Here is a 23,433-nt window from a genome sequence, read left to right as displayed (position 1 = left end):
CAAACGCCCTGCCCCCAATTTCACTTGCCTGACTGTCACAGCTTGCTATCCTTCCGCATGGTTCCCACTTGGAGGCCATCTTTTACGCCGTCGCTATGGATCGCATACACGCAATTTTGATCGATTACTGGCCCCATCTGGTTTTTGCCATCAGCATCGTGGCGGGCACGGGCGCGGCGGTGCATGCCGCGATGACCAAGCAGGACGTGCGGGCGGCCATCGGCTGGGTCGGGGTGGCGTTGTTCTCGCCGTTGTTCGGCGCCCTGTTCTATTTCGTGGCGGGGATCAACCGGATCCGCAAGACGCGGCTGTCGCAGCAGCGCGACGAGGCGATGGTGGTGGATGCCGAGCAGGTCGAGACCTTGCCCGTGGACGTGGCGCCCATTTCGGGGCCGCAGTTTGCGTCCCTGAAAGTGCTGGGCGACCGCGTCAGCCGTTTCCGGCTGTTGGGCGGCAACGCGGTGCGGCCGCTTGCCGGTGGCGACGAAACTTACCCGGCCATGCTGCAGGCCATCCGCGACGCGCGTCACGCCGTGGCGATGCAAAGCTACATCTTCGACAACGACGCGATCGGGCGCGAGCTGGCGCAGGCGCTGATCGAAGCCCGCGAGCGCGGCGTCGAGGTGCGGGTGCTGATCGACGCCATCGGCTCCAAGTATTCGCGTCCGCCCATCGTGCGCATGCTGGCGCGCGGCGGGGTGCCGGTGGCGCGCTTCATGACGAACCCGCTGGGCGTGCTTCGCATGCCCTACGCGAATCTGCGCAGCCATCGCAAGGTACTGGTGATCGACGGGCGCGTGGGCTTCACCGGCGGAATGAACGTGCGCGCGGCCTTTGTCAGCGCGCTGGCGGGCGACGCCACCAACCGCGACACGCACTTCCGCGTGGAGGGGCCGATCGTAACGCAGCTGATGTCGGTGTTTGCGCACGACTGGAACTTCACGACGCACGAATCCTTGCCCGCCAAGCCCTGGTTCGACCCGCACGCCTTGCCGCCCTCAGGCAACGTGCCGATGCGTTGTGTGCCGTCCGGCCCCGACCGGGCGCTGGGCAGCTCGCACAATATGCTGCTGGGCGCGCTGGCGGTGGCGCAACGCCATGTGCGCATCCAGTCGCCCTACTTCCTGCCCGACCAGACGCTGATCGGGGCCCTGGCGACCGCCGCGCGGCGTGGCATCCATGTGGACATCGTCATCCCGGGCAAGAACAACCTGCGGCTGGTGGACTACGCGATGTCGGCGCAGCTGGACCAGGTAGTGCGCACGGGTTGCCGGGTGTGGCGCGCGCATGGCGCGTTCGACCATTCCAAGCTGATGACGGTGGATGACGCCTGGGCGTATGTGGGCTCGTCCAACCTCGACCCGCGCAGCCTGCGGCTGAATTTCGAGCTCGACACCGAGATCTACGACCCCACCGTTGCTCGCTGGATCGGCGAGCGGGTTGACGGCCTGATCGGCCAGGCCAAACGCGTGGCGCTGGAAGATCTGACGCAGGCGCCGTTTGCCAAGCGGCTGCGCAACAAGATCATCTGGCTGGCCACGCCGTATCTGTGACGGCGCGCGCGGCAGGCGGCTTAGCCATCGGAGGCGGGCACGGCCGCGTGGCGGACAGCGAACACGGCGTTGGCCTTCAGCATCAGCCGGCCGTCCACTTTTAGCAGACACGTGGCGTAGATCAGGCGCTTGCCTTGCTTGTCGATCTGCACGTGCGCCTCGAGCCAATCGCCCGGCTGCACCGCGTTCAGATACTCCACCGACATCTGCACCGTCACGATGGACACTTGCGCTTGCTGCGCGATGGTATGGCCCAGCGCGCTGTCGGCCAAGGTGGCCAACAGCCCCCCATGCGCCATGCCGTGCATGTTCGTGTGCGCCTCGCCCACCCGCAATGCCAGCACACTGTCCGTATCGCGCCGGTACAAGGCACCCAGATCGGCCAGGTGCGTCATGAAGGGACTGCTGGGGCGCCAGCGCGCAAAACCCTCGGGGATGGAATCTGTCATAGCCTGAATCACGGGAATCCGATATTGGAGGGATGAAAGTACCGCAAACCGGCACCTCATGGGCGTCCCCACCTGAATTCTGAGAGTAAGATTTACAGCACAACAAATCCCTACACATGGCAGGAGCAGTGGAAGATGGCGAAAGTCGGCATGGTTGGAATCGGCCTCATGGGCCACGGCATTGCAAGCAATCTGGTCAAGCATGGTCACACCCTGACCGTCCTTGAACACCCGGGCAATCAGCCCCTGGATACGTTGAAGGCCGCCGGCGCGACCAGCGTGGACAGCGGCGCCGCGCTGGCTGCGCAGTCGGACGTGATCATCCTGTGCGTGACGGGCAGTCCGCAGGTGGAAGCCGTGCTGCTGTCCGAGGGCGGCGTGCTGGAAGGCCTGCGTCCCGGCACCGTGATCATCGATTGCTCGACGGCCATCCCCTCGTCCACCGTGAAGGTGGCGCAGGCCGTGACGGAATCCGGCGGGCGCTTCCTGGACGCGCCGATGACGCGCACGCCGAAGGAAGCCGCCGAAGGCCGGCTGAACCTGCTGGTGGGCGGCGACGCGGCCTTGTTTGAAGAATGCAAGCCAATCCTGGCCTGCTTTGCCGAGAACATCACGCACGCGGGTCCGATCGGTGCCGGCCACCGCATGAAGCTGCTGCACAACTACGTATCGCTGGGCGTGGTGGCCTTGTTGTCGGAAGCGGCTGCCTGCGCACTGCGTTCGGATATCGACCCTGCCGTGTTCGCCGATGTGCTGGCCAAGGGCGGCGGCGGCGGCGTGGCGCTGGAACGCATCAAGCCGTATCTGCTGGAGCAGGACCCGTCGTCGCTGCGCTTTTTCATGTCGAACGCGCAGAAGGACTTGTCCTACTACAACACGATGGCGGCGGAAGCCGGCGCGGTGCGCGAGATCGGCGCCGCCGTGCAGCACACCTTCGACCAGGCCGTCACGCAGGGCGGCGGTGACCGCTACGTGCCCGAACTGGTCTCACTGCTGAAAGACCGCTGATTCAGCGTCCCACGGCTGCCGGCGCGCGCGCAAGGCCGCGCCCCGGCAGCCGGAGCGAAATCGCCGCGGCCAGCAGCAGCAACACGCCAGCCGATCCGAAGGCGACCCAATGCGTGTGGAACGTATCGAACGCCCACCCACCCAGCCACGAACTGATCATGCCGCCTACCTGGTGGCCCAGATACGTCAGGCCATACAGCACGCCGACGAGACGGATGCCATAGACGTCGGCAAGAATCGCCGACGACAAGGCGATGCTGCCCGCCCAGACAATGCCGCCGATCGTGGCAGCGGCATAAAGCTCCCAGTGCGCGCCCACCATGACCAGCGCGAAGAACCCCAGCCCTCGCACCAGATAGATCGCCGCCAGGATGTTGCGGCGCTCGACCTGGTCCGACATGCGGCCCAGCACTAGGGTGCTGAAGATGGCGACCAGACCAATCAGCCCGATGCCCAGCGAACTCGTGGTGGCGTCAAAGCCATGATCCATCAGCATCGGCATGCCGTGCGTGCCCAGCAGGTTCATGCTGTAGCCACAGGCGAACAACCCCAGCGCCACTTGCCAGAACGGCAACGTGCGCAAGGCATCGCGCACGTTCGGCGCGGGGCCGCGGGCGGCGGGCTTGGCGGATGACTTGTTGTCAATGATCTGATGCGGCAGCAGGTCAGTGTGTTCGGGCGCGGTGTCGCGCATGATGAAGAGCGCGACCGGTACGGTCAGCAAGGCGAACAGCACGGCGAACGCCAGCAGTGTTTCCTGCCAGCCCACGGCTTCGATCGCGAATGTCAGAGTGGGCGTCATCAGGGCGATGCCCGCCATCGATCCGGTCGACAGGAAGAACAGCGCCATGCCGCGCTGGCGGGTGAACCAGCGGCTGATGACGGGGGTCAGCGCCACGGGGCTGGTGAACGCCAGCCCGACGGACAGCGCCACGCCGAATGACAGCAGGAATTCGAGGGGGCCCCGGGCGAACACCGTCCACAAGGAAGACGCCACGACAATGGCGGTGCCGGTCAGCAGCACGAAGCGGGTGCCGCGCGTGCTGACCAGGTAGCCAGCCAGCGGCATGGCCAGGCCATAGCACAGCATGCCGATCGCGACGATGCCCGATAGCAGGCTGCGCGAAAATCCCAGCCCGTCCGCCATCGGCAGGAAGAACGGCCCGATGCCCATGCGCAGGCCGACCGTCAACAGGGTGAGTACCGCGGCGGCGCCGACGATGTTCCAGCCGAAATACCAGCCGCCCGACTCTTGCTTGTCCAAGTGCTTCTCCTCGATGTCTTCTTATGGCCGTTCATGCGCCAGGGCTTACAGACACCGCAGGGGAGGCGCGGAAAGAATCCGCTATCGACACGGGTGGGAAGGGCGAGGCGTGAATCGGCTTGTTCTTGCCGGCGGAGAAAGCCGCCGGAGGCGACATATTACTCCTGGCTATAAGCCACCAATACGCATACCACCCCTACCCGCCGGGAATTCCGGTTCGGTCACCGGACACTTTCGCGTGACTCGCAAATTTCAGCGAAGCAAATATAATTGATATCGATTTTCATTCATAAGCTGCCCGAGGGGTGGCCTTTCGTCATTCCGGCCACCGCGCGTTCTTCATGCCTTCGGCAACCTCCCGCCCCGATTCCGAGCTGCACGCCTGGTACGTCGACCACGGCGGCTGGCTGCTGGCTTGGCTGAAGAAAAAGCTGGGCTGCCCGCACAATGCGGCGGACATGGTGCACGACACCTTTGCCCGCATCCTGGCATCGCGCGACGCGCTGGCCGCGGTGCGCGAACCGCGCGCCTTCCTGTCGGTGACCGCCAGCCGGCTCATCATTGACCAGGCCCGCCGCCGCCAAGTGGAAGATGCCTATCTGGCCGAGCTGAGCCTGGCCATGGCCGATCACCCGGGCGCGCCCTCGCCCGAACAGATCCTGATGACGTCGCAGGCGTTGGCCCAGATCAGCGCCATCCTGGAAGGCCTGGCGGAACGTCCACGCCAGGCCTTTTTGCTGCATTACCTGGATGGCGACACGCATGCCGAGATTGCCGCCAAGCTGGGCGTGACCGACCGCATGGTGCGCAAATACCTGGTGTCCGCGCTGCTGCATTGCCACGACGCGGTGGACGCATGAGCTCTGCCGGCTCCCAGGACATCGCGCGCGAAGCGGCCCAATGGCTGATGCGCCTGACCGAAGACGACGCCAGCCCGGCCGACCGCGATCGCTTGCGTGCAGGCTTCGATGCCTGGAAGCGCCAAGACCCGCGCCACGACGCCGCGGCGCGGCGAATGGAAGCCGTGCTGACGCAATTGGGCGCATTGCGCGACGATGCCGCCGGGCAGACCACGCCTTTGCATGCGGGCCTGAAAGCCGGCTGGGCAGGCGGCAGGCGGCGCCGCATCCGGCGCGTGGCGGCCAACCTGGCGCTGGCGGCGGCACTGGCCACGCCACTCGCCGTGTTCCTGCATTTCTATCCGTCGTCCTATCTGTTGGCGGATATGCGCAGCGGCGCAGGCCAATGGCAGACCCATGTGCTGGCTGACCAGAGCCGCGTAACCCTGGAGCCGGGCACGGCGGTCAACCTGCATTTCGACCCGCAGCGCCGCGAAGTGGAATTGGTGCGCGGCGATATCCTGGTTGAAGTCGCCCATGACGCGACGCGGCCTTTCGTGGTGCGCACCACGCAAGGCAGCGTTCGTGCACTGGGCACCCGCTTTGTCGTCAGCGCGGAATCCGGCGTGACCGTGTTGAGCATGCTGGAGTCCAAGGTGCTGGCCACCGCCCGCGACGACACCGCCCCGGACCATGCCCGGCAGGTGCAGGCCGGCGAGCAGGTGCGCATCACCGCCCAAGGCGTGGGCGCGCCGCAGCCGCTGGACGCCGCCGCCGTCGAAGACGCCTGGAAATACCGGCGCCTGGTCGTGCAGGACAAGCCGCTGGCCGATGTACTTGAACTACTGGGCCGCTACCGCAGCGGCCTCTTGCGCGTAGACCGCGACGCGCTGGCCGGCCTGCAGGTCAATGCCGTCCTGCCGCTGGACGATCCCGACCGCGCCCTGCAGCTGCTGGCCAGCAGCTTCCCCATCCGGGTGCGCACGTTGACGCCCTGGGTCGTCATCGTGGATCGGGCTGGGCCGGGCCGATAGCGTTCTCTTTTGCGGCGGAGTTCCGCTTTTCCGATCTGGTGCGTCATAGCAATCAGGACACTCACGCACACGGAACTTTCCATGCCCCTGCCGACTTTGAACCTCCGCTACACCCCGCTGGCCTTCAGCCTGCTGCTGGCCACCTTGGGCGCGGCCGCCGCCCTGCCCGCCCATGCCCAACAGCAGACCGATACCGCGATCCCGTTCGACATTGCCGCCGGCCCACTGGCTCCGGCCTTGAACCGCTATGCGCAGCAGGCCGGCGTGGCGATTTCCGTGGACGCCAGCCGCATCCAGGGCTTGACCACCAACGGGCTGAACGGACGCTACCGCGTCGATGAGGGCTTCCGCGTGCTGCTGGCCGGCAGCGGATTTACCGCCGCGCGCAGTGCGGGCGGCTACGTGCTGGTGGCGGCGCCCGTGCCCGGGACGACCACGCTGCCTGCCGTGCGCGTCAGCGGCCAGAGCGTGCCGGGCGCGCTGGACCCGACCTCGGGCCTGCTGGCCTCGACCAGTTCCAGCGCCACCAAGACGGACACGCCGCTGATCGAGACGCCGCAGTCCGTGTCGGTCGTAACGCGCGAACAGATCGACGAACAAAAGCCCCGCAGCGTGACGGAAGCGCTGCGCTACACGCCCGGCGCCTTCACGGGCCTGGTCGGCGCCGCCGACCGCTACGACTATGTGGCGCTGCGCGGCTTCATCGAAAACAGCACGGACAATACCATCTACGACGGCCTGAAGCTGCTGAGCGATTCCGGCACCTTCAGCTCGATCCAGATCGATCCCTACTTCGTCGAGCGCATCGACGTGTTCCGCGGGCCCTCTTCCGTGCTGTTCGGCCGCAGCGCCCCCGGCGGTCTGGTACAGCTGACCAGCAAGCGCCCGCTGTTCGATCCGTACCGCTCGGTGGAGGTGTCCTATGGCACGCAGGGCCAGAAGAGCGCCGGCTTCGACATCGCCGGCCCCGTGGACGATAACGGCAAGGTGGCCTATCGCGTCACCGGCCTGGGCCGCTCCACCGACACCCAGTTCGACAATACGCGCGAAGAACGCTATGCGATCGCCCCGCAGGTGATGTTCAACTTCACGCCGGACACGAGCCTGCTGCTTCAAGCCTATCTGCAGCGTGACCCCAGCGGCGGCTTCCACAGCGGCGTGCCGGCGGACGCCAGCATCACCAACGACCATGCGGGCCAGCGCATCTCGCGCCATTTCGTGGATTCCGATCCCGACAACAACGAATTCAAGCGCAACGAGCGCATCTTCAGCTATCAGTTCGACCACCGCTTCAACGACCGCTGGACGTTCCGCCAGAACGCGCGGTATGTCTCATCCGACGTCGCGCTCAAGCAGGTCTACGGCTACGGCTGGGCTAACGGCACGGAGTTGAACCGCTATTACTCGGGCGCCGATGAATCGCTCAACGCGTTCGCCATCGACAACCAATTGCAAGGCAAGTTCGAGACCGGCGCGGTCAAGCACACCGTGCTGCTGGGCCTGGACTACCAGAACCGCCACGCCGACGGCCGATGGGATTCCGGCTCGGCGTCCAACCTGAACGCCTTCAATCCCGACTATGCCAATGGCAATGTGCAGATCATCAGCCGCACCTTCTTCGACCGCCGCCTGGAGCAGACCGGCTTCTACCTGCAAGACCAGTTGGCCTATGACCGCTGGCGTCTGACCCTGAGCGGCCGCCAGGACGAAGTCCGCACGACCGAATCCAGCCGCACTGGCGACTACGCGTCCAAGCAGAGCTGGAGCGGATCCAAGTTCACCAAGCGCGCGGGTCTGGTGTACCTGTTCGACAACGGCGTGTCGCCCTACGTCAGCTATAGCGAGTCGTTCAACCCCAATGCCTACACGGACCAGCAAGGCAACCTGCTGCCGCCCACGCAAAGCAAGCAATACGAAGCGGGCGTGAAGTTCCAGCCGCCCGGCACCGAGAACATGGTGACGCTGGCCGCCTTCGACCTGACGCAGGACAACGTGGCCAACCGCGTGCTGGCGCAGACCTACTACACGCCGGCGGGCAAGGTGCGGTCGCGCGGGATCGAACTGGAAGGCAAGGCGCGCCTGACCGACAACTTCACCATGCTGGCCGCCTACACCTTCACCGCGATGACCTACCGCGAATCCACCGAGGGTCTGGCCGGCAACACGCCGTACCAGGCGCCGCGCCACATGGCGTCCCTGTGGGGCGACTACCAGTTCGACTCCGGACTGGGCGTGGGCGCCGGCGTGCGCTACGTGGGCACAAGCTGGGCCGACAGCGCCAACACGCTGAAGGTGCCGGCCTACACGCTGGTAGACCTGTCGGTGCGCTACGACCTGGGCCGGCTGTCCTCGTCGCTCAAGGGGATGAGCGTGCGCGTGGCCGCCAACAACTTGCTGGACAAGACCTACGTGGCGTCATGCGCCAGCCTGAACTACTGCTACTACGGCGAAGAACGCAATGTCGTGGCAACGTTGAAATACGAGTTCTAAGCTACCAGCGATAGCGCGCCGTCATCACCAGGGTGCGCTCGGCGCCGCGGTAGCACTCGCCCATGTAGCAGATCGAGTAGTAGTCGCGGTTGAACAGGTTCGTGGCGTTCAGCGCCAGGCGCCACGGCCCGGTCTCGTAGTGCACCACGGCGTCGACCAGGGCCACGCCGGGCTCGCTGGAGGTGTTGTGCTCGTCGTTCTGGCGCCGGCCGGTATAGCGCACCCCCGCGCCCGCACCCAGGCCCTGGGCCAAGGTGTAGTCCAGCCACAGGGCCGCGGTGTGCTTGGGCACCCCCATCGGGATCTTCCCGACCTCCAGGGGATCCCCGCTGCTGCGCACCTCCATGTCCAGATAGGTGTAGGACGCGGCGACGTTCAGGCCGCGCAGCAGTTCGCCCTTGGCTTCGAGTTCGATGCCGCGGGCGCGCTGCTTGCCGGTCTGGCGCTGTTCGTCGGTGATGGGGTTGTAGCTGACGATGTTGGTCTTGTTCAGGTCGAACACGGCCAGCGTGTACAGGCTGCGCGAACCCGCCGGCTGGTACTTGACGCCCACTTCCACCTGTTTGCCGCGGCTGGGCTTGAAGGCGTTGTTGTCCGCGTCCACGCCGCTGTTGGGTATGAACGATTCCGAATAGCTGATGTAAGGCGCCAGGCCGTTGTCCGCCAGGTAGGTCAGGCCGGCCCGGCCGCTGAAGGCGTTGTCCGTTTGCTTTTGGCTGGTGCTGTGCAGGCGGTCGTTCGTGGTCGAGGTGACCCGGTCCTGCCGCCCGCCCAGCGTCACGATCCAGTGGTCATCCAGCTTGATCTGGTCTTGCAGATACAGGCCGGCCTGGCGGATCGTCTGGCGGTAGTCGGCCAGCGGATTGGTGGGCGTGGCGATGGGCACGCCATAGATGGGGTTGAGCAGGTCCAGGTCGGGCGCCGGGCCGATGTAGCGGTTGGCCTTGGCGCGTTGTTCGCTCCAGTCGAACCCCATCAGCACGGTGTGCTCGGTGCCCCACAGCCGCAGATTGCCCTGCATCTGGGTATCCACCACGGATTGGCTCAGCGGGTCGTCCCAGGTGCGGGCAACGCGGGATATCGCCGTGACGTCTTCATTGACTTCGTCCGTCCAGATCACCCGCCGGTCCATCGACAGGTGGCTATAGCGGAAGTTCTGGCGGAAGGTCCAGGCATCGTTGAAGCGGTGTTCCAGCAGGTAGCCGATCGATGCCTGCTCGCTGCGCATGCGGCTGAAGCCCGGGTCGCCCATCTTCACATCGGTGAGCTTGTAGTCCTTGGCGAAATAGTAGGGATCTTCGCCGGTCTTGTTCTTGATGTACTCGGCCAGCAACGTCACCGACGTGGCCGCGCTGGGCTGCCAGCGCAACGAAGGCGCCAGATACAGGCGCTTGCGGTTGATCTTGTCGCCATTGGGGTATTTGTCCTGGTCATCACTGTCCAGCCCCACTCCCACCAGCCGGTAGCTGAGCGTGTCGTCCTGGCCGAAGGCGTCGCCCAGGTCGAAGGCCAACTGCTTGCGATCGTAACTGCCGTACTGCACCGCCACCTCGCGGATGCGTTCGCCGGTGGGCCGCTTGCTGATGCGATTGAGCACGCCGCCCGCATCACCCTGGCCGAAGGTCATCGACGACGGACCGCGCAGCACTTCGATGCGTTCCAGGCCATAGGGTTCGGTGGAGTAGCGGGTGACGCCGGTCGGCGTCTGCGCCAGGCCGTCGCGGAACGACACGTAGTAGGTCGAGAAACCGCGCAGGTCGATGTATTCCCAGCCGCGGTTGTCGGGGCCGTAAGTATTGCCGGATACGCCCGGGGTGTATTGCACGGCGTCCATCACATCCAGCGCGCCCCGCGCTTCCATTTCGTCGCGGCCGACCACCGAGACGGACTGCGGCACTTCCAGGATCGGCGTGTCGGTCTTGGTGGCGGTGGCCGTGCGGCTGGCGGCGTAGCCGGGCACCGCGCTGAAGGCTGTTTCGCCGGTGACGGTGACGGCGGGCAGCGTGGTGACGCCGGCCGCGGGCGCCTCGCGCAGCACGTAGTTGCCGCCGCCGCGGTGGCGTGCTTCCAGTCCGCTGCCGGCCAGCAGATAGGCCAGGCCGGCGTCCACGGCGTAGCTGCCCCGGATGCCGGCGGACTGGCGGCCACGGGTCTGGTCGGCGTTGAACGACAGGGTGATGTCGGCGGCGGCGGCGTAGCGGCTCAGCGTAACGTCCAGCGGACCGGCGGGAATGTCGTAGCTACGCGCCGCAGGCGCGGACTGGGCCCGCGCGGCGGGCGCCAGGGGGCCGACGGCCCAGGCGGACCACACGGCGGCGGCAAGCAGGACGGGCAACAGGCGCGGTGCAGCCAGGGCGCCCGTCAGGCGGCGAGTCTTACCGGCAACGGCGTGGCGCCCAGGGCGGGCTTCAGAACGGGATGGCGAGCGGGGTTCGGAACGGAAATCGGCGGCTTGCGGCTTGCGGGACACGGCGGCTCTCATAGGCAGGACGGAACATGCCGCAAGGTCCCAGGCAGGGTTGGCAGACCCTGGACCAGGCGGCCCTATCTGGTAGGCCGGACGAGAACGGGAAAGAGCAACCCCGCGATGAAAATATTTTTGGATCAACGCGGCACGACGCGCACCCAATAGCGGGTGCGGGTGCGCAGCGCCACGGGCAGCGAGGCGGCCACGTTTTCCAGCACGGCGTCGGTATCGGCCAGGCGGAAAGCGCCCGACAGGCGCAGGTGGGCCACCGCCGGATCGCAGGTGAGGCTGCCGCTGCGGTAGCGTGCCAGCTCGGCGATGAAGTCGCCCAGTGGTTGGTCGATGGCGACCAGCCGGCCGTCGACCCAGGCGGCCTGCGTCTGGAGCACGGGCTGGGGCGCCGCGGCGGCACGCGCCGTCAACAGGCTTTGCTGGCCCGCCGACAGGCGCAGGGGCGCAGCGCTCGGATCGGCGGGCTGCAGCAGCACGGCGTCCTGGAAGACCGCGACCCGGGTGGCGTCCTCATCGCGGCGTACCGAGAAGCGCGTCCCCAGCGCGCGCACGCTGCCGTCCGGTGTCAGCACCTCGAACGGCCGGCGGCCGGCGTTGTCGGGCGCGGTCTGCACCAGCACCTCACCCTGGTACAGGCGCAGCAGCCGGCGTTCAGACCCGTAGTCGACGTCGACGGCGGACCCGGTATTCAGATAGAGCATGCCGCCGTCGGGCAGCGTCACCGTGCGCCGCTCGCCGGTGGCGGTACGCAGCCCCGCGGTCAGCACCCGCCAGGGCGGTGTGCTGTACAGGCCCAGCGCCGCGCCGCCCCCGGCCAGCAGGGCCAGGGCCAACAGGCGCCGGCGCTGCTGCTGCCGGGCGGCTTGCAGGGTGGGCAGCAACACGTCGCCGGGCACGCTGCCCAGCCGCTCTTGCAAGTCCAGCATGCGCGCCCAGGCCTGGCGGTGGCGGACGTCGGCGTCCAGCCAACGGCCCCAACCGGCGCGCGTCGCCTCGTTGGCATCGACGTCCTGCAAGGCCACGTACCAGCGCGCGGCTGCTTCCAGCGCTTCTGCGGGAACCGTCATGGATCAATCCGTTGCAGCACGGCAGGCAGTCCCTAGTCTGCGGCCAGCAGCAGGCACTGCGTCAGCGCGCGCACCATGTGCTTTTTGATAGTGGTCACGGACACGCCCAACTTGGCGCCGGCCTGGGCGTAGGTCAGTTCCTCGAACTGCACCAACAGAAAGATCGCGCGGGTGCGCGGCCCCAGCTCGTCCAGCATGCGATCGATGGCCAGAACGGTTTCCAGCACGATGGCGCGCGCCTCGGGCGAGATGGCGACCGGTTCGGGCCGCGCGGCCAGGGTTTCCAGATAGGCACGTTCGATGGCTTGGCGGCGGTAGGCGTCGGTCACCAGCCCGCGGGCGATGGTGGCGAGGTATTCGCGCGGACGCAGGATGGCTTCGACGTTACGGTTGGCCAGCACGCGCAGGAAAGTATCCTGCGCCAGGTCGGCGGCGTTGTCGCGATTGCCAAGCTTGCGACGCAGCATGCCCACCAGCCAGGGGTGGTGGTCGCTGTACAGCGCTTCGAGAGAGAGGTCGGGAGCCTGGTCTGACATGGGGCGGACTTGACGCCCATGCAACCGAGCGACTTAGGAATGAATATTATTCTCGATTCTAGCCGAGAGGCCTGCCCCCGTGGCAGAGGAAAAATCGGGCCGTGGCGGCAAACCCACGGCCGGCCGGGAGAGCCCCGCCGGGCGCCGGTACTGCACCGCGCTATCTCAATACATTGCGCACAAAGCGCAGCGGCGCGTCACCGTCATTGCGATAGGAATACGGCTGGGCGCTGCTGTAGATGGCGAAGTCGTTGGTCTGCACTTGCTGCACCACGCCCGACAATTCCAGCCGCAGCGTGCCTTCCATGACGTAGACCATCTCGTGCCAGCCGGGCGGATCGGGCTCAGCCACGTAAGTCTCGCCCGGCGCCAGCACCCACAGCCACAACTGCGCCTCGCAGCTGGCCGGGGCAGCGCCCAGCAGCACGGCCTGGCTGCCGGGCCGCTTGCCGCGCCAGGCGCGGGCCTCGATGCGGCGCCGTTCGCGCGCCGGATCGCTGACAAGATCCACGAAGCCCACCCCCAGCGCATGCGCCAGCTTGTCCAGGCTGGACAGGCTGATGTTGGCCGTGCCGGCCTCCAGCCCCGCAATCATGCGGCGGCTGATGCCCGAGGCGTCGGCCAGCGCCGTCTGGCTCAGGTCCGCCGCCTTGCGCAGCCGCTTCAGATTGGCCCCGACGTGCGTGAGGACATCGCTCTCGGAATTAGTAATGTGCAGTATATTGCTCAAATTAGTGACACCTGATATCTGCCGTGAAGCCCAAATCGATGTTCGCCCTGACGCGCCAGGAAATCGCCCTGGTGCTGGTCACCATGCTGTGGGGAAGCACGTTCCTCATTATCCATATCGCCATGCAGCATAGCGGACCGCTGTTCTTCGTTGGCGTGCGTTTCACCATTGCCGGCCTGGTGACGATGCTGCTGTTCCGCAAGCACATGATGGGCATCACCCGATTCGAGATCGGCGCGGGCGTCGCGATCGGCTGCGCATTGTTCCTGGGGTACTACCTGCAAACGCACGGCCTGCGCACCATCACCAGCAGCCAGTCGGCCTTTATCACGGCGCTGTACGTGCCGATTGTGCCGCTGCTGCAATGGGCGGTGCTGAAGCGCCCGCCGGGCTTGATGAGCTGGATAGGCGTGGCGCTGGCCTTCACGGGACTGATCCTGCTGGCAGGCCCCGAAGCGGGTTCGCTCAACTTCAGCCCCGGCGAGGTCGCCACCCTGGCCGGCGCGGTGGCGATCGCCGCCGAGATCATCCTGATCGGCATGTTCGCCAAGCGCGTGGACAGCCGCCGCGTGACCGCGGTGCAGTTGTTGACCGCTGGCCTGATGTCGTTTGCGCTGATGCCGGTGCTGGGCGAAGGCGTGCCCGAGTTTTCATGGCTGTGGGCCGGCGCTGCCATCGGGCTGGGGCTGGCCAGCGCGATTATCCAGCTGACTATGAACTGGGCGCAGAAATCAGTATCGCCCACCCGCGCCACGGTTATCTACGCGGGCGAGCCGGTCTGGGGCGGCATCGTCGGGCGCCTGGCGGGCGACCGGCTGCCGGCGCTTGCGCTGGTGGGCGCCGCGTTGATCGTGGCTGGCGTGCTTGCCAGCGAAATCAAGTTCCGCCGGAAAAAATCCGTGAGCACCGGGTTGAACGAAGCCTGATACGGAGCGGCCCCGGTCAGGCCGCCTGCTCCAGGAATGCCTGCAGGGCGGGAACCGTATTCAGCACGTGCTGGCGCATCGCCGCCTCGCATTTGTCCGGATCGCGCGTTTGCAGCGCATCGATCAGTTCCTGGTGCGATTCGCGCACGCGCAGCACGCGGCCGGGCTGGGCCGCCCATAGGCGCATATAGGGTTCCACCACGGAATGCAGTTCGGAGATCTGGCGCAGCAGCCGCGGCTGCTGGCAAAAGCCGCACAGGTATTCGTGGAATTCGCGGTGCGCAGTCGTCCAGTCCAGATAGTCGCCGGAGCCCTGCTCCAGCTGATCCAGCAGGCTGGACAAGCGGCGGACGTGTTCGGCATTCATGTGCAGTACGGCGTTGCGCATCGCCAAGCCTTCCAGCACCGAGCGCATCTCAAATACTTCCAGCATTTCCTGCTGGTTCAGGCCGCGCACCACCGCGCCGCGATTGGCGCGGATTTCCACCAGGCCTTCAGACGCCAGCCGGCGCAAGGCGCCCCGAACAGGCATGCGGCTGGTGCCGATTTCGCTGGCGACCACGTCCGGCACGAGGCGCTGGCCGGGCGCATAGCGGCCCAGCCGGATCTCGCGCTGCAAATGCAGGTACGCCTCGTCTTCGGCGCTGATCGCTGTCTTCTGAAATTGCAGCATCGTCGTCCCCACGGCTTGGAAAGCCGCAATGATAGATAAACGCAAAAATAACACAAACTGGATCCAGTGATCCATGGATGCAAACACCAATAGGCCGGAATGGCCCCTTCCCGTTTAATCATCCTGGCCGGGCGCTGTCATGCGCCCTACGCGCTGGAACGGGCATCAGACCCGCCCGGCGGCACTCGTTTTCCATAACGCGATCAAGGGGAATCCATGAAATTTCGTCTCATCCGGACGCTGGCCGGCGCCGCCGCCGTGGCCTTCGCGGCCCAGGCCGGCGCGCAGACAGCCGCCGCCACCGATTGGCCGCAACATCCGGTACGCATCGTCGTGCCCTTCCAGGCCGGATCCGCGACCGACCTGATTTCGCGCCAGCTGGGCGCCGCGCTGGCCACCGAACTTGGACAGCCCTTCGTCGTGGAAGCCCGTCCGGGCGCCGCGGCCGCGATCGGCAGCGCCTCGGTGGCGCGCTCGGCGCCGGACGGCTACACGCTGCTGATGGGTGGCCCCGCCGCCGTCGTTACCAACCGCTTCCTGCAGAAGCGCCTGGCCTATGACCCGGACGCCTTCGCGCTGGTGTCCATGGTGGCCTACACGCCGAACATCCTGTTGGCCAATCCGCAGCAGCCCTTCAAGACGCTGCCTGAGATGGTCGCCTACGCCCGCGCCAACCCGGGCAAGCTGACGTATGCCTCGTTCGGCACCGGCACCACCTCGCACATGGCGGGCGAAATGCTGAAGTCCATCGCCGGCATCGATATCCTGCACGTGCCGTACAAGGGCGCGGGCGAAGCCATTCCGGCCCTGCTGTCCGGCCAGGTGTCGATGTACTTCGACACCATCATGACCGGCCTGCCCCAGGTCAAGAGCGGTTCGTTGCTGGCCCTGGGCATGTCGAATTCGCAGCGCTCGTCGCTGGCCCCGGACATCCCCACCATCGCGGAACAAGGCTATGCCGGCTACGACATCGCCCCGTGGTACGGTCTGGTCGCGCCTGAAGGCACGCCCGCGCCGGTCCTCGACAAACTGAACCGCGCCGTGAACAAGGTGCTGGCCGACCCCGCATTGCGCGGTAAGCTCGCCGAAGCCGGCGCCGAACCGCGCGGCGGCAGCCGCGAGGAGTTCGCCGCCTTCATCAAGGCCGAAATCCCGCGCACCAAGCAGTTGATCGACCAAGCCGGCATCACCCCGCAGTAATCCTTTCTACGAGTTCCAGCATCCATGTCCTCCCCCTTCGATTGGTCTTTTCCGTACGCTTCCCGAAAAATGCCGGTCCTGGCCGCCAACGCGGTCGCGACCAGCCAGCCGCTGGCCGCGCAGGCGGGACTACGCATGCTGCTGGCCGGTGGCAATGCCGTTGACAGCGCCATTGCCACTGCGATCGCCCTGACCGTCGTCGAACCCGTCATGAACGGGATCGGCGGCGACATGTTCGCGCTGGTCTGGCATGACGGCCGCCTGCATGGCTTGAACTCCAGCGGTTGTGCGCCGGCCGCATGGACGCCCGAATACTTCAACGGCCGCGACGCCATGCCCGGCACCGGCTGGGGCACCGTCACCGTGCCCGGCCAGGTAGCGGGCTGGAAGGCCTTGTCCGAGCGCTTCGGCAAGCTGCCGTTCGCCAAGCTGTTCGAACCCGCCATCGCCTACGCCGAAGAGGGTTTTGCCGTATCGCCCACCATTGCGCGCCAATGGGCCACTCAAGCGCCCAAGCTGGCGCACGAACCCGGTTTTGCCGACGCCTTCCTGCCGCAAGGCCGCGCGCCGCAAGCCGGCGAATGGTGGCGCTTTCCCGCCCAGGCCAAGACCCTGCGCGAGATCGCCGAAAGCGGCGGCGACAGCTTCTATCGCGGCGAACTCGCCCGCAAGATCACCGACTTCGCCAGCCAGACGGGTGGCGCGCTGAGCGCCGCCGATCTGGCCGAGCACCGCCCCGAATGGGTTGCACCCATCTCGCAATCGTTCCGTGACGTCGAGCTGCATGAGATTCCGCCCAACGGCCAGGGCATTTCCGCGCTGATGGCACTCGGCATGCTTGAACAGTTCGATCTGGAAGGCATGGGCCGCGACAGCGCCGACTACTACCACGTCAGCATCGAAGCGATGAAGCTGGCGTTCGCGGACCTGCACCACCATGTGGCGGACCCGCGCCATATGCGCACAGACGCCCGCGCGCTGCTTGACCGCGCTTACCTGGCCGAGCGCGCGCGCCTGATCTCGATGGACCGCGCCAGCGTGCCCACCGCGGGCACGCCTGCCACCGGCGGCACGGTCTACCTGACCGCCGCGGATGCCAACGGCACCATGGTGTCCTTCATCCAGTCCAACTATCACGGCTTCGGCTCGGGCGTGGTCGTGCCCGGCACGGGCATCAGCCTGCACAACCGGGGCTTGAATTTCGTGCTCACGCCGGGCCACGCCAACCAGGTAGCGCCGCGCAAGAAGCCCATGCACACGATCATTCCCGCGTTCGTCACGCGCGGCGGCCAACCGCTGATGTCGTTCGGCGTGATGGGCGGATCGATGCAGGCGCAGGGCCATCTGCAGATGGTGACGCGACTGGCCGCGTTCGGCCAAAACCCGCAGGCCATGAGCGATGCGCCGCGCTTCCGCGTGGAAAAGGGCCCGGTCGTCAATGTGGAATCGCACCTGCCGGCAGACGTGGTGGAGGCGCTGCGCGCCCGCGGCCACAACGTGGCGGTGGCGCCTGTAGACAGCCTGGAGTTCGGGTCGGCCCAGTTGATCTGCCGCCTGCCGCAGGGCGGTTATATGGCGGCCTCAGACTCGCGCCGCGACGGACAGGCAGTAGGTTTCTAAGCAGGCAGGGGTTTCACGTACTGCGCCAGGCGGTCGGGTCTGGCTCGGTAAGCGCTTGAAGCCCGGCTTCGCCCTGAGAGGCTTTAGCGGCGTCGGCGCCATACAGGATCAGGTCGGCGTCGCGTTCGATACCCAGCTTTTTCATGGCGTTTCTTTTCTGCGAGCTGACCGTCTGCACGCTACGGTGGGACTGTTGCGCAATTTCGGTCACCGTCGCCCCCGCACAGAGCAACCGGACGATCTCGGCCTCGCGCCGGGTCAGCTGCAGGCTTCCTATCGTGGACGACTCATTGACGATCATGCCTTGGATCTTGGGCGAGTAGTAGGTCTTTCCCCGGTACACGGCATGGACCGCGTTGACGATGTGGCTGGTGGGATCAGACTTGCTCAATACGCAAACCTTGTCGTGCCCCAGCAAGGCCCGGATCAGCGTTGGGGTATCGATCATGGTCAGCACCGCGATACGCAGATCGGGATACCGCCGCCGCAGCAAGGCAAACAAGGCGAGCCCATCGCCATACTTGCCGCCCGGCATGGTGTAGTCGGACACCACCACATCGCACGGCTGCGCGTCAAGCTGGGCGATCAGGCTAGTGGAATTCTTGGCGCATCCGATAACGTCGATTGCCGGATCCAGGCCTAGCTCGTAACTGATGCCCAGGGCCACTGCGGGGTGATCGTCGGCAACGATGACGCGAATATATCGTGATGGCATATGACGGATGACTCGCATGGGGGGGGCGCCGTAGGGGAAATACTTTTCGGCATACAGCACATAGTGCTGTCGTATCTTCAATAAAAAAATAGGAAGAGTACGAAAGTCACTATGCGGCACAATGGCTTTGCATGAGCCAGACATCCCTTCCCCGCGACACGCCCTTCCCCACCCGACCAGCGCGCCACGCGCAACGGTTGCGCGTGCTGGTCGACTTGACGTCTGCTGATCCTGCGCGCATCCATGAGTTGGCGCACGCCTTCAGCACCGTCAACAACGAGGACATCCTGCAAGTCCGCACGTTGCAGGCGAACCGGGACTGGACCGGGCTGGGCGTGCTTGCCCACCGCATCAAGGGCGCCGCCCAGATGACGGACGACACCCAGCTAAGCGCGCTTTGCGCTGCGCTGGAACTGCTATGCGCCGATCCCGCCGCAGCCGCATCGGCGCTTGATGACTATACCCAGCGCCTGGAAATCGCCCTGGAGGAATTCGGCGAGTCCTTTCGCCGAATCGCCCAGGACGCGCAAAACGCAGAAGACGCCTAGACCAGATCTTTGGCGCGCGGATCGTGCTTGGCCAAACGGGTCAGCAGATGGTCCACCTCGGCCTTCGCCGCGGGCGTCAGGGCGGCGCCCGGGCGGCGCTGCGCGGCGCTGGACAGGATGCCCCGACGCATCATCACGTACTTGCGCACCGCCAGCCCCACCCCCGGTTGCTGCTCGTAGCGCAACAGCGGCAGGTGCGCATCGAACAGATCATGCGCGGCCTCGCGTTTGCCCTCGCCCACCCATTTGACGAAGTCGCACAGCATGTCGGGAAAGCAATAGCCGGTGTTGGCGCCGTCTGCGCCGCGCGCCATTTCGTAGTCCAGGAACAGACCGTTGTTGCCGCACAGGATCGAGATGTGGCGCATCGCGCCTTCGGCCTCGAAGCGGCGCAGCGCCGAGATCTTTTCCAGCCCGGGCCAGTCTTCGTGCTTGAGCATCACGCACGACGCCAGGTCCGTCACGATGCGCCGGATGACCGACGGCGCCATCTGCACCGAGAACGTCAGCGGGTAGTCCTGCAGCACGAACGGCACGTCGTCGCCAATGGCCTCGACCGCCTGATGGTAGTAGGTGACGATCTGGTCGTCGGTGCGCAGCGTGTTCGGCGGCGCGATCATCACGCCGGCGGCTCCCAGGTCCATCACGGCGCGCGTCAGCGAGCGCATGGAGGCGAACCCCGGCGCCGACACGCCCACCACGATGGGCATGCCACCGGCCTTGCCAATCACTTGCGAAGCGATGTCCAGCGATTCCGCGAAATCCAGCTTCGGCGCTTCGCCCAATTGGCCCAGCACCGTCAGGCCGGTCGCGCCGCAAGATTGGTAGAAGTCCATCATGCGGTCGATCGACGCGTGGTCCACCGCGCCGTCATCGAAGAACGGGGTGGGCGCGATGGGGAAGACGCCCTTGGCGTCGGCAGTCAGTTTCATTTTCAACGTCCTTGAATGTCTTGGCTTGCGATCAGATGCTGGCGATCAGGCCGCCGTCCACGCGGATCGTCGATCCGGTGATGTAGCTGGCGCGCGCGCTGGCCAGGAAGGCCACGGCGTCGCCGTATTCCTTCGGGTCCCCGTAGCGGCCCACCGGAATGCTGCCGGTGCTTTCGCGGCTGACATCTTCCACGCTGCGCCCTTCGCGCTTGGCGCGCGCCTCGTCCAGGAACGAGATGCGGGCGGTGGCGATGCGGCCGGGCAGCACGATATTCGACGTGATGCCGTCCTTGCCGACTTCGCGCGCCAGCGTCTTGGACCACCCCACCAGCGACATGCGCAACGCGTTCGAAATGCCCAGGTTGGGAATCGGCGCGATCACGCCGGACGAGGTGCTGGTGATGATCCTGCCCCACTGCCGTTCACGCATGCCGGGCAGCACGCGGTCGGTCAGCTTGATGACGGACAGCACCATCCCTTCGAAGTGCTCGCGCCACAGGTCCGCCGTCTGGCCCGACGAAGGCGTGGGCGGCGGACCGCCCGTGTTGTTGACCAGGATCTCGACCGGACCCACCTGGGATTCGATCCATGCGACCTGGCTGTCGATCGAGTCCAGTGCGCGCAGGTCCCATTGCATTGGAATGGCAGTCAGCCCTTCCGACTTGATCCTGTCCGCCGTGGCGGTAGCTGCCTCCAGGTTCAGATCCGCCACCACGACACGCGCGCCTTCCTGCGCCAGCGAGGCAGCAATGGCGCCCCCCAGGCCGCCGCCTGCGCCCAGCACCAGCGCGATCTTGTCCTTGATACCCAAATCCATCGTTACCTCCGTCATTGAACTTGCCGGGACCCGGCAGGCCTCTGCCGTCCGTTGATCCTATTTTCAGTCAGGAAACGGGAGTGTGAAAATGGAAAATACTCAGGCAGATCATTCATTTTTTGAATGATCTACCCCTATCGGCCTCTGCCCGGGCTTTCCGGACAAACATCGGAAGCAGCAGGGGGGCACGGTATAGTGAACCTCTTCCGATCATGTCTTTCCAGAATGAACCCGCGCCGCCTCACCCCGTCCATGTCGCTGCTGCTGGCATTCGAAGCCAGTGCCCGCCATCTCAGCTTCACCCGCGCCGCGACCGAGCTGGCGCTGACGCAAAGCGCCGTCAGCCGGCAAGTGCAGGCCCTTGAGGATCTGCTGGAAGTCGCGCTGTTCCGACGCGAGAAGCGGCGCATTCTGCTGACCGAAGCCGGCATGCGGTATCAGAAGGAACTGGAAGCGGCCCTGCAACGCATCCGCAGCGCTTCGCTGCAGGCGATCTCACATCGGACCGGACGCGGCGCCTTCCATCTGGCTGCGCTGCCTACCTTTACCGCGAAATGGCTGATGCCCAGGTTGAACCGCTTCTATGCGCGGCACCCCGGCATCCTGGTCCACCTGCATTCGCGGGTCACGCGCTTCGACCTGGACCTGGCCGGCATCGACGCCGTGATCGCCGTGGGCGACGGCGACTGGCCCGGGTTGGCGTCTTACCGCTTGATGGATGAACACGTCATCCCGGTAATCAGCCCCGAACTGGCCGCCAGCCACCCCATCCGCCAGCCGGCAGATCTGGCCCAGCACAGCCTGCTTCAGGTGGCGGCCCGCCCCGCGGTGTGGCAACGCTGGTTCGAAGCGCACGGCCTGCCGGTGCGCACCATGCGCTGGGGGGCGCAGTTCGAATTGACCACCCACTTGATCCAGGCGGTGGCCTCGGGTATCGGCATCGGGCTGCTGCCGACGTTCCTGGTGGAAGACGAGTTGCAGCAAGGCGTGCTGGCGCCCGCCATCGACGAAGCCTTCAGCACGGGCGCGGGTTATTTTTTCCTGGCGCCGCCGGACAAGCTTGCGACCCCGCCCGTCGCTGCTTTCAGGGACTGGTTGCTGGAGGAAAGCGGCCAGGCGCGTGCCAATCCTTAGACGATAGGGTCGCGCTGCGCATACGGCCGCCGGCGCATCAGTTCGGCCAGGCGGGTCAGCGCCTGCGCAAGTTCCTCGCGGTCCTTCACGCCGCCCAGCGAAATACGGATGGTGTTGGGGCCCGCCGCCTGTCCTACCTGGAATGCGTCCGACGACGTGACGCTCAGGCCTTCATCGCGCGCGACGCGCGCCAGATCTGAAGCGGTCCATTGCGGCGGCATCGCCTGCCACAGGTGAATGCCGACTGGAGTAGAGGGAAACGGGCCCGGCAGCAATTGCCGCGCCAACCGTTGGCGCGCCTGCGCTTCGGCCCGCACGCCGTTGAGCACCGTGTCCGCCGCCCCGCTGACGATCCATTGCGTCGTCAAGGCCCCCATCAGAGGCGTGGCCATCAGCGCGAACGAGCGCATGGCGGCCAGCACGCGTTCGCGGCTGTCCTGATCGGGGCTCAGCACGAAGGCGGTGCGCAAGCCCGGCGTGAGGCATTTGGCCAGCGTGGCGATGTGGAACACTGAGGCCGGCGCGTAGCTGGCCAGCGGCGGCGGCGCGTCGTCCAGGAACAAGCGGTAGGGATCGTCTTCGATGATGCGGGCGCCGCACGCCGAGGCCGATCGGACCAGATCGCGCCGCCGCCCCGCGCTCATCGTGTGCGTGGTGGGGTTCTGCAGGGTCGGGTTCAGATAGACCAACCGGCTGCCGCTTTCGCGGCACGCCCGCTCCAGGCCCGCGGGCGTCATGCCGTCCTCATCGACGTCGGCGGCCCGCACCTCACGGCCCAGATGGTGCGCCGCGCTGAGCAGCCCCGGATACGCCAGCGGTTCGGCGATGATGGCATCGCCCGGCTGGCTATAGGCCAGGATCAGGGCGGCCAGCGCGGCCTGCGCGCCGGGGCACACCAGCACCAGCGCAGGGTCAATGGGCCCGACCGCCTGCGCCAGCCATTGCGCGCCGGCCTCTCGAGCCTCCGGCCCGCCGCCGGCCAGGTGATAGGCCATCATCACATTGACGTCGTGGCGGTCCATGACCTTGGCCAACCCGCGCTGCACCAGGTCTTGCAGGTCGCAGCCCAACGGCGGGGGTGGCATGTTCATGCCCAGGTCGATCAGTTGCGCGGTTTGCGCAGCCGGCCGCGCGATGAAGGTGCCCAAGGCGCCGCGCGGATCCAGGAGGCCCCGCTGCCCCGCTTCGGCATAGGCCCGCGTGACGGTCGTCAGATCCACGCCCAGCCGTTGCGCCAGCCCGCGTTGCGGCGGCAGGCGGTCGCCCGGCTGCAGTTGGTTTTCCGCCACGGCGCGCTCGATGAAATCCGCGATCTGGCGGTAGCGCGGGCCCCCGCCACGCGTGAGGGCCTGGGGCCAAACCGCATACAAATCTTGCTCTTGCATGGTTTTACCTGCGCCAGAATGTCGCAATGTATGG

The 23,433-nt window shown here is 66.3% G+C and carries 21 protein-coding genes; 10 read left to right on the top strand and 11 right to left on the bottom strand.

Features of this window, described 5'->3' with window-relative positions:
* Positions 1–95: 95 nt before the first annotated feature.
* Positions 96–1,553: a cardiolipin synthase gene (gene cls, locus AC27VE_RS17545; RefSeq protein WP_488704546.1), complete on the top strand. Its 1,458-nt coding sequence runs from the start codon at positions 96–98 to the stop codon at positions 1,551–1,553.
* 20 nt (positions 1,554–1,573) lie between these two features.
* Here the strand turns inward: cls and AC27VE_RS17540 are convergent, their stop codons facing one another.
* Complete coding sequence (locus tag AC27VE_RS17540; protein WP_488704545.1) at positions 1,574–2,002, bottom strand: PaaI family thioesterase; 429 nt, start codon at positions 2,000–2,002, stop codon at positions 1,574–1,576.
* Positions 2,003–2,137: 135 nt separating this feature from the next.
* Between AC27VE_RS17540 and AC27VE_RS17535 the strand changes: the two genes are divergently transcribed.
* On the top strand, positions 2,138–3,010 hold the full coding sequence (locus AC27VE_RS17535) for an NAD(P)-dependent oxidoreductase (protein ID WP_006221955.1): 873 nt from the start codon (positions 2,138–2,140) through the stop codon (positions 3,008–3,010).
* A 1-nt stretch (position 3,011) separates the two neighbouring features.
* Here AC27VE_RS17535 and AC27VE_RS17530 read toward each other — a convergent pair whose 3' ends face one another.
* Positions 3,012–4,274, bottom strand: a complete 1,263-nt coding sequence (locus tag AC27VE_RS17530; protein WP_006221956.1) for an MFS transporter — start codon at positions 4,272–4,274, stop codon at positions 3,012–3,014.
* 341 nt (positions 4,275–4,615) lie between these two features.
* Here AC27VE_RS17530 and AC27VE_RS17525 point away from each other — a divergent pair, with 341 nt between their 5' ends.
* The 3 genes from AC27VE_RS17525 (at position 4,616) to AC27VE_RS17515 (ending at position 8,637) form a co-directional block, all read left to right on the top strand.
* Entirely contained in the window at positions 4,616–5,134 is a 519-nt protein-coding gene (locus AC27VE_RS17525) for a sigma-70 family RNA polymerase sigma factor (RefSeq protein ID WP_488704544.1), read from the top strand.
* Positions 5,131–6,147: a FecR family protein gene (locus tag AC27VE_RS17520; RefSeq protein ID WP_488704543.1), complete on the top strand. Its 1,017-nt coding sequence runs from the start codon at positions 5,131–5,133 to the stop codon at positions 6,145–6,147. The genes AC27VE_RS17525 and AC27VE_RS17520 overlap by 4 nt, the downstream gene beginning before the upstream one ends.
* 81 nt (positions 6,148–6,228) lie before the next feature.
* Positions 6,229–8,637, top strand: coding sequence for a TonB-dependent siderophore receptor (locus tag AC27VE_RS17515; RefSeq protein ID WP_488704542.1), 2,409 nt, complete (start codon positions 6,229–6,231; stop codon positions 8,635–8,637).
* Between the two features lies 1 nt (position 8,638).
* Here AC27VE_RS17515 and AC27VE_RS17510 read toward each other — a convergent pair whose 3' ends face one another.
* The 4 genes from AC27VE_RS17510 to AC27VE_RS17495 all read right to left on the bottom strand — a co-directional run bounded on the left by AC27VE_RS17510 (position 8,639) and on the right by AC27VE_RS17495 (position 13,449).
* Positions 8,639–11,107, bottom strand: a complete 2,469-nt coding sequence (locus tag AC27VE_RS17510) for a TonB-dependent siderophore receptor (protein ID WP_488704541.1) — start codon at positions 11,105–11,107, stop codon at positions 8,639–8,641.
* Between the two features lie 134 nt (positions 11,108–11,241).
* The gene (locus tag AC27VE_RS17505; protein ID WP_488704540.1) at positions 11,242–12,183 is read right to left on the bottom strand and encodes a FecR domain-containing protein; all 942 of its coding nucleotides are present in this window, start codon (positions 12,181–12,183) and stop codon (positions 11,242–11,244) included.
* Positions 12,184–12,215: 32 nt separating this feature from the next.
* Positions 12,216–12,719: a sigma-70 family RNA polymerase sigma factor gene (locus AC27VE_RS17500; RefSeq protein WP_488704539.1), complete on the bottom strand. Its 504-nt coding sequence runs from the start codon at positions 12,717–12,719 to the stop codon at positions 12,216–12,218.
* A gap of 160 nt (positions 12,720–12,879) precedes the next feature.
* Positions 12,880–13,449: a helix-turn-helix domain-containing protein gene (locus AC27VE_RS17495; protein ID WP_088589231.1), complete on the bottom strand. Its 570-nt coding sequence runs from the start codon at positions 13,447–13,449 to the stop codon at positions 12,880–12,882.
* A 38-nt stretch (positions 13,450–13,487) separates the two neighbouring features.
* On the opposite strand from AC27VE_RS17495, the gene AC27VE_RS17490 reads away from it, so the two are divergent.
* Positions 13,488–14,375, top strand: coding sequence for a DMT family transporter (locus tag AC27VE_RS17490; protein WP_488704572.1), 888 nt, complete (start codon positions 13,488–13,490; stop codon positions 14,373–14,375).
* A gap of 16 nt (positions 14,376–14,391) precedes the next feature.
* Here the strand turns inward: AC27VE_RS17490 and AC27VE_RS17485 are convergent, their stop codons facing one another.
* Entirely contained in the window at positions 14,392–15,048 is a 657-nt protein-coding gene (locus AC27VE_RS17485) for a GntR family transcriptional regulator (RefSeq protein ID WP_006221965.1), read from the bottom strand.
* A gap of 216 nt (positions 15,049–15,264) precedes the next feature.
* Here AC27VE_RS17485 and AC27VE_RS17480 point away from each other — a divergent pair, with 216 nt between their 5' ends.
* Positions 15,265–16,248, top strand: a complete 984-nt coding sequence (locus AC27VE_RS17480; protein WP_488704538.1) for a Bug family tripartite tricarboxylate transporter substrate binding protein — start codon at positions 15,265–15,267, stop codon at positions 16,246–16,248.
* Positions 16,249–16,272: 24 nt separating this feature from the next.
* On the top strand, positions 16,273–17,868 hold the full coding sequence (gene ggt / locus AC27VE_RS17475; RefSeq protein WP_088589233.1) for a gamma-glutamyltransferase: 1,596 nt from the start codon (positions 16,273–16,275) through the stop codon (positions 17,866–17,868).
* A gap of 13 nt (positions 17,869–17,881) precedes the next feature.
* On the opposite strand, the gene AC27VE_RS17470 is transcribed toward ggt, so the two are convergent.
* Positions 17,882–18,583 (bottom strand): response regulator, encoded by a 702-nt coding sequence (locus AC27VE_RS17470; protein WP_488704537.1) that lies wholly within the window; start codon positions 18,581–18,583, stop codon positions 17,882–17,884.
* Between the two features lie 131 nt (positions 18,584–18,714).
* On the opposite strand from AC27VE_RS17470, the gene AC27VE_RS17465 reads away from it, so the two are divergent.
* The gene (locus AC27VE_RS17465; protein ID WP_088589234.1) at positions 18,715–19,131 is read left to right on the top strand and encodes an Hpt domain-containing protein; all 417 of its coding nucleotides are present in this window, start codon (positions 18,715–18,717) and stop codon (positions 19,129–19,131) included.
* Here AC27VE_RS17465 and AC27VE_RS17460 read toward each other — a convergent pair.
* Both AC27VE_RS17460 and AC27VE_RS17455 read right to left on the bottom strand, forming a co-directional pair.
* Positions 19,128–20,063, bottom strand: a complete 936-nt coding sequence (locus AC27VE_RS17460) for a dihydrodipicolinate synthase family protein (RefSeq protein WP_315136514.1) — start codon at positions 20,061–20,063, stop codon at positions 19,128–19,130. The genes AC27VE_RS17465 and AC27VE_RS17460 overlap by 4 nt on opposite strands.
* Positions 20,064–20,094: 31 nt before the next feature.
* The gene (locus AC27VE_RS17455; protein ID WP_488704536.1) at positions 20,095–20,880 is read right to left on the bottom strand and encodes an SDR family oxidoreductase; all 786 of its coding nucleotides are present in this window, start codon (positions 20,878–20,880) and stop codon (positions 20,095–20,097) included.
* A gap of 225 nt (positions 20,881–21,105) precedes the next feature.
* On the opposite strand from AC27VE_RS17455, the gene AC27VE_RS17450 reads away from it, so the two are divergent.
* On the top strand, positions 21,106–22,014 hold the full coding sequence (locus AC27VE_RS17450) for a LysR substrate-binding domain-containing protein (RefSeq protein ID WP_424624360.1): 909 nt from the start codon (positions 21,106–21,108) through the stop codon (positions 22,012–22,014).
* Here AC27VE_RS17450 and AC27VE_RS17445 read toward each other — a convergent pair.
* Positions 22,011–23,399, bottom strand: a complete 1,389-nt coding sequence (locus AC27VE_RS17445; protein ID WP_488704535.1) for an aminotransferase-like domain-containing protein — start codon at positions 23,397–23,399, stop codon at positions 22,011–22,013. The two genes, AC27VE_RS17450 and AC27VE_RS17445, sit on opposite strands and share 4 nt — an antisense overlap.
* Between the last annotated feature and the right edge of the window lie 34 nt (positions 23,400–23,433).

Source organism: Achromobacter sp. 18P8.1.1 (assembly GCF_057799415.1).
Note: the sequence above shows the minus strand (reverse complement) of the source record. Positions and strands in the feature narration are given on the sequence as shown.